The organism is Streptomyces sp. MZ04 (assembly GCF_004684775.1).
Classification (GTDB): Bacteria; Actinomycetota; Actinomycetes; order Streptomycetales; family Streptomycetaceae; genus Streptomyces.
The window spans coordinates 1-6,037 of record NZ_SRIC01000397.1; the positions used below are offsets into that span (position 1 = coordinate 1).

Genomic DNA, 6,037 nt, shown 5'->3' on the forward strand with positions numbered 1-6,037 from the left:
GGGCGGGGGCGGGGCCTGCTGGCCGCCCCACTGGGACTCGACCCGGCTCAGGGTCTCGAGCTCGCCGTAGTCGAGGAATATCCCGCGGCAACCGCTGCACTGCTCGATCTGGACGCCATTGCGGTTGTACGTGTGCATCGGTGCATGGCACTTGGGACACTGCATGGTCGGCTCAACTCCTCGCCGGTCGTGACTGCTTCGCCGGATCTCTGCCCGGCTTCGGTGCGTTGCACCCTACTTCGTGGAGGCGGGAGCCAACTCCGGCGGGAGGGCCGCCATTCGATCACAGGCGTCGATGACGGCCTGCTCGACCTCGTCGAGGGGCCGCTCCTCGGCGACGGACTTCGCGACGGCCAGGGCGGCGGTCTGCGCGGTGAGGGCGCGGGCCGGGACGTCCAGGGCGGGCCAGGGGTCGGCGCCGACCGCGGGGCCGCCGGCGCCCTGATAGGCGGCGAGGAAGCGCGTCCACTCGTCGGGGCCGAGGAGTCCGCAGGCGTACCAGGCCGCGGGGCGGGCCAGGTCCCAGGCCGGGTCCCCCAGGCCGAGGTCGTCCACGTCGATGAGCAGCCACTGCCCTTCGGGGGTGCGGACCAGCTGGCCGAGGTGGAGGTCTCCGTGGCACAGCAGCTTCGGGTGCGGGGCGGGGGCTTCGGCCCGCGCCCAGGCCGGGAGGGTGGCCCAGGCGCGCTCGACGGGGTCGGCGGCGGGGTGCGGGCCCGCGGCGCGCATCCGCTCCATGGCGCGGGCGGCCTTCGTGGGGCCGCGCATGTCCGGGAGCGGGTGCGGGAGGTCCGCGGCGGGCGCCTTGTGGAGTCGGGCGAGGAGGGTGCCTGCGGCTTCCCAGGGGGCGGCGTCGGGGTTGTCGCGGTCCACGGGGGTGCCGGCCTCCCAGAGGGTGACCAGGCGGCCGTGGAGCGGGGTCGCCGTCTCGCCGAGCGGCGGGAGGAGCGTGCCGTGGAGGGCGGCGGCGACCTTGAGGCGGGCCGCCAGCTCGGTGGAGTCCGTGCCGGGGGCGTGGGCCTTGGCGACGATGTTGCCGTGCCGGATGACCGTGGCGTCGTCCCGGTCCGCCAGGACGGCTTCGGACCCACAGGCGCACGGGGTGCGGTGAGCCGCGTGGCGGACCTTCGCGGTCAGCGCGGGCAGCAAGGCGGTCACGGGTCCCCCGGTACGTCGATCGGTGCTCCCCGTGAGCGTACGCGGGCTGGATTTCCAGCCCGTCCGGCGTTTGAGGACGAACTCGGCGGAGCCGGTGATCAACGGCGCCCAAGGACCCCGGCGGAGCCCCGCCCCGCGCAAAGAAGTGCCCGCGCAGCTCCCCAGCTGCGCGGGCATTTCTCATTGCCGTCCGCCGCACCCCCGTCCCCACGGGGTTTCCTGGCCGGATGTCCCCGCCCGGACCGCTCATCCGGGCCTGGGGCGCCGCTCAGCGCCCCAGCATCACGCCCACGGACGACGCCTGTGTGACCACCGCTTCCCAGCCGCCGAAGACGACTACGAGCAGGGCCGCCAGGGGAAGAACCATGGCCGTCGCCACCAAGGGATGGCGCGTGCCGGACGGGCGGACGCCGAACGTGGCGAAAGCCTTACGTCCTTGCGTGCGGATCATCGTCCGCGATGCCGTGTCCGCCATGGTTCCTCTCCTGACCGAGTCTGTATGAACTTGGCAGCGGCGGGTGTCTGACCTCGGGGGACGAGTGCTGCACCCGCCGCTTGACTTCAAATTTAGGTGCGCGGAGCGTCCTGGGCGTCATGCCCTCGTACCGATTGCCGGGCCTCCCGGAGGATGACCGATCGCCCCCCACGTACTCCCATGGGTGGAGACGGGGTCCTAGGTCTCAGGGTCTTCCCGGAGGGGGCGGGCGGCCTGCTCGGATGTGTCCTCTCGGGGCACCGGCTGCTCGACCAGTGCCAGGACGCGGGTCGCCATGAACCGTGCCGTCCGCACGACGGAGCCTCCCCCACTGCCTGAAGGGCGTGGGGGGACCCCCCGCGGGTGACTTCGCTCACTTCGACCACCCCCCTGCGGACCGCCGTCTCCACCCGCCGGCCCGCCCGGCTCGCCACCACCTCGTACGTCCGCGTCGTGTCCCCGGCGTCCACGACTATCTCCACGCGATCACCCTTCACGGGATCAATCCCCCTTCAGCGATGGATGGTTGGGAGGCACGGCAGAGCCAACGCCCGTTCCTCCCCGGTCCCCTGAGCACTCTTCAAGTTTCCCACCCGGCACTGACAATCGGTCGGGCCGCGAGGGCGCGGCCTCTGCACCTGCCCGGCCGCGGAAACGTAAGCTGTGGCTCGACAACGGACCGGGCAGCGGGGATGGACATGGCGATGATGCGGCTCCGGCGCGAGGACCCGCGTGTCGTCGGCTCGTTCAGACTGCACAGACGGCTGGGCGCCGGCGGTATGGGTGTCGTCTACCTGGGGTCGGACCGGCGGGGGCAGCGCGTCGCCCTGAAGGTGATCCGGCCCGATCTGGCGGAGGATCAGGAGTTCCGCTCGCGCTTCGCGCGCGAGGTCTCCGCGGCCCGCCGGATCAGGGGCGGGTGCACGGCACGGCTCGTCGCCGCCGATCTGGACGCCGACCGGCCGTGGTTCGCCACGCAGTACGTTCCCGGGCCCTCCCTGCACGACAAGGTCGCCGCCGAGGGGCCGCTCACCGCGGCCGAGGTGGCGGTGGTCGGTTCGGCGCTGGCCGAGGGGCTCGTCGCCGTGCACGAGGCCGGTGTCGTACACCGGGACCTCAAGCCGTCGAACATCCTGCTGTCCCCGAAGGGGCCGCGGATCATTGACTTCGGGATCGCCTGGGCGACCGGTGCCTCGACGCTGACCCACGTCGGTACGGCCGTCGGGTCGCCCGGCTTCCTCGCGCCCGAGCAGGTGCGCGGCGCCGCCGTCACACCCGCCACCGACGTGTTCGCCCTGGGCGCCACGCTCGCGTACGCGGGGATGGCGGACTCGCCCTTCGGGCACGGCAGTTCAGAGGTCATGCTCTATCGGGTCGTGCATGAGGAGGCACAGCTCGGCGGGGTGCCGGACGCGCTCGCCCCGCTCATCCGGGCCTGCCTCGCCAAGGCCCCGGAGGAGCGCCCCAGCACGCTCCAACTGTCGCTCAGGCTCAAGGAGATCGCGGCCCGTGAGGCCCAGGGCGGGCTGAGCGACGTACGGCCGCCCGCGCCCCGGCACGACCAGGACCGGCCCACGGGACGGCTCGCCGAGGAGTACGCGGACCAGCGCACCCAGCGGCGTCACCCGCAGGGCACTCCCCCGCCGCGGACCGGCTCGTCACGGCCGGGGGCGTCGCGGACCGGTTCCTCGCGTGCCGGTACCGGTTCCTCGCGGTCCGGCTCGCGTCCCGCGCCGTCCAGGAACACCACCCGCTCGGGTGGCAGAACCGGCCCCCGGACCACCGGCACCGGCCGCAGACCCGCCAATCCGCGCCTGCTGCGGCAGCGGCTCTTCGTGTTCGTCGTCGTGACGCTCCTGGTCGCCCTCGGCATCGCCGCGGCGCAGGGGTGCCAGGGGCCCGCGAAGGGGCTCGGTGGCAGCGGCGTACACGATGTGCGTGCAGTGCAGCGGGCCGAAGACCCGGGGCCGGGTCCTCAGAGCTGAGGGCGGCCCGTCGCCACGGCGTAGAAGGCGACCGCCGCCGCGGCTCCCACGTTGAGCGAGTCGACTCCGTGGGCCATCGGGATGCGGACCCATTCGTCCGCGGCGACCAGGGCTTGGGTCGACAGGCCGTCGCCCTCCGCGCCCAGCATCAGCGCCACCCGGTCCATGCGGTGCGGCGCCGCCTCGTCCAGGGTCTTCGCCTTCTCGTCGGGGGTGAGCGCGAGGAGGTTGAAGCCCGCTTCGCGTACGCCGTCCAGGCCCTTGGGCCAGGACTCCAGGCGGGCGTAGGGGACGGAGAAGACCGCGCCCATGGAGACCTTCACCGAGCGGCGGTAGAGCGGGTCGGCGCAGTCCGGTGAGAGCAGGACCGCGTCCATGCCGAGGGCGGCCGCGCTGCGGAAGATCGCGCCGATGTTGGTGTGGTCGTTGACCGATTCCATGACCACGACCCGGCGGGCCGTGGTCAGGAGTTCGTCGGCGGTCGGCAGCGGCTTGCGCTGCATCGAGGCGAGCGCGCCACGGTGCACGTGGTAGCCGGTGACCTGCTCGGCGAGGTCCGGGTTGACCGCGTACACGGGCGCCGGGACCTCGTCGATGACGTCGCGCATGACGTCGACCCACTTCGCGGAGAGCAGCATCGAGCGCATCTCGTAGCCCGCCTGCTTGGCGCGCCTGATCACCTTCTCGCCCTCGGCGATGAACAGCCCCTCGGCGGGCTCGCGCTTGCGGCGCAGTTCGACGTCGGTCAGGCCCGTGTAGTCGCGCAGGCGCGGGTCGGCGGGGTCGTCAACGGTGATGAGATCAGCCACAGGGTGATACTGCCTTGTCCTGGGTGTGGTGCCAACGCCCGGGGGCGGGTTGGGTTACCGGTGGTTACATTGGGGCTCGTGGTGGTTACGCGGGGCTGTGTCCCGTCACGCGGAGTGGTCCGGGCCCACGTTCACCACGTCGCCGATGACGATGACCGCCGGGGGCTTCACCTCGTGCGCGATGACCTGGGCGGCGACCGTGGCGAGGGTGGCGTCCACGCGGCGCTGGGCCGCGGTGGTGCCTTCCTGGATGACGGCGACGGGGGTCTCGGGCGACCGGCCGTGCGCGGTGAGCGCCTCGGCGATCTTGCCGATCTTGTCGACGCCCATCAGGACGACGAGGGTGCCGCGCAGTTTGGCCAGGGCCGGCCAGTCGACCAGGGAGCGCTCGTCGTCCGGGGCCACGTGGCCGCTGACCACCGTGAACTCGTGGGCGACACCGCGGTGGGTGACGGGGATGCCCGCGGCGCCGGGGACCGAGATCGAGCTGGAGATGCCGGGTACGACCGTGCACGGGACGCCCGCCTCGGCGAGCGCCTGGGCCTCCTCCATGCCGCGGCCGAAGACGAAGGGGTCGCCACCCTTGAGACGGACGACCGACTTGCCCTGCTTGGCGTGCTCGATGAGCGCGTTGTTGATGGCCTCCTGGGCCATGAAACGGCCGTACGGGATCTTCGCGGCGTCGATCACCTCGACGTGCGGCGGGAGTTCGTCGAGGAGGTCGCGCGGGCCGAGCCGGTCGGCGATGACGACGTCCGCCTCGGCGAGCAGGCGGCGGCCGCGGACCGTGATGAGGTCCGGGTCGCCGGGGCCGCCGCCGACGAGGGCGACGCCCGGGAGTGGGGTCTCCCCTGCTCGAGCGGAGCCGAGAGCTTGGGGAAGGGTGCGCCGGCGGGGGGCCACGAGGGTGCCGTCGCGCAGGCCCTCGACGACTGCGTCGCGGATGGCGGCGGTGCGGCGGGGGTCGCGGCCGTGGATGTCCGTGGTGAGGACGGCGATCGTGACGCCTTCGGAGCGGCCGGTCGCGGGGGTGAGGGCGGTGGCGGCGTCGGCGTCGTCGGAGCGGACGCACCAGACGCGGTGCGCTTCCGCTTCCGCGGAGGCAGCGGTGTTCGCCTCGGTGTCGCCGGTGGCGATGAGGGCGTACCAGGCGTCCTTGAGGTCGCCCTCCGCGTAGCCGCGGCGCTCCCAGGTGATCTCGCCGGCGTCTGCCATCGCTTCCACGGAGGGTGTCGCCGTCGGCGATACGAGGAGGATGTCGGCGCCTGCCGCGATGAGGGCGGGGAGGCGGCGCTGGGCCACCTGGCCGCCGCCGAGGACGACTGCGCGGCGGCCGGTGAGGCGGAGGCCTACGGGGTAGGCGGGGTTTTCTGCCATGGCGGGTGGCTCCTCCGTGCGGGGCGCTGCCGCTGCGGCGGTGGAGCGGCGCTGACGTGCGAGTTCTGGGTGCGGGTTCACTTTACGGTGCGGGTGGGGGCGGGTTCTTTCCCCAACCCCGCCCCTTCCCGAAAACTGGGGCTTCGCCCCAGACCCGCCTTTACCTGCGGACCGTGGCCCGTTTGTGCCCACCCGTTCCGCCGTGCGGAACGGGTGGGCACAAACGGGGGCGG

Annotated in this window: 6 protein-coding genes and 1 pseudogene; 1 reads left to right on the forward strand and 6 read right to left on the reverse strand. The window is 73.0% G+C overall.

The features are described from left to right. The 4 genes and pseudogenes from E2651_RS40265 to E2651_RS40280 all read right to left on the reverse strand — a co-directional run. A partial coding sequence (locus tag E2651_RS40265) for a zf-TFIIB domain-containing protein (RefSeq protein WP_167829044.1) occupies positions 1-165 on the reverse strand: 165 nt, incomplete at its 3' end. A gap of 69 nt (positions 166-234) precedes the next feature. Next, the gene (locus tag E2651_RS40270) at positions 235-1,158 is read right to left on the reverse strand and encodes an aminoglycoside phosphotransferase family protein (protein ID WP_245239513.1); all 924 of its coding nucleotides are present in this window, start codon (positions 1,156-1,158) and stop codon (positions 235-237) included. 268 nt (positions 1,159-1,426) lie between these two features. Continuing rightward, complete coding sequence (locus tag E2651_RS40275) at positions 1,427-1,633, reverse strand: hypothetical protein (protein ID WP_135336237.1); 207 nt, start codon at positions 1,631-1,633, stop codon at positions 1,427-1,429. 198 nt (positions 1,634-1,831) lie between these two features. Further along, positions 1,832-2,130: pseudogene (locus tag E2651_RS40280) on the reverse strand (hypothetical protein). Between the two features lie 195 nt (positions 2,131-2,325). On the opposite strand from E2651_RS40280, the gene E2651_RS40285 reads away from it, so the two are divergent. Further along, entirely contained in the window at positions 2,326-3,618 is a 1,293-nt protein-coding gene (locus tag E2651_RS40285; protein ID WP_135336238.1) for a serine/threonine-protein kinase, read from the forward strand. On the opposite strand, the gene E2651_RS40290 is transcribed toward E2651_RS40285, so the two are convergent. Both E2651_RS40290 and cobA read right to left on the reverse strand, forming a co-directional pair. Further along, the gene (locus E2651_RS40290) at positions 3,609-4,427 is read right to left on the reverse strand and encodes an RNA methyltransferase (RefSeq protein ID WP_135336239.1); all 819 of its coding nucleotides are present in this window, start codon (positions 4,425-4,427) and stop codon (positions 3,609-3,611) included. The two genes, E2651_RS40285 and E2651_RS40290, sit on opposite strands and share 10 nt — an antisense overlap. Positions 4,428-4,532: 105 nt before the next feature. Next, on the reverse strand, positions 4,533-5,804 hold the full coding sequence (gene cobA / locus E2651_RS40295) for a uroporphyrinogen-III C-methyltransferase (RefSeq protein ID WP_135336240.1): 1,272 nt from the start codon (positions 5,802-5,804) through the stop codon (positions 4,533-4,535). Between the last annotated feature and the right edge of the window lie 233 nt (positions 5,805-6,037).

What these genes read in the sequence shown, in the direction of transcription:
- E2651_RS40275 (WP_135336237.1), bottom strand. Translation starts at nt 1,633, where the DNA reads ATGGCGGACACGGCATCGCGGACGATGATCCGCACGCAAGGACGTAAG.
- E2651_RS40285 (WP_135336238.1), top strand. Translation starts at nt 2,326, where the DNA reads ATGGACATGGCGATGATGCGGCTCCGGCGCGAGGACCCGCGTGTCGTC.
- cobA (WP_135336240.1), bottom strand. Translation starts at nt 5,804, where the DNA reads ATGGCAGAAAACCCCGCCTACCCCGTAGGCCTCCGCCTCACCGGCCGC.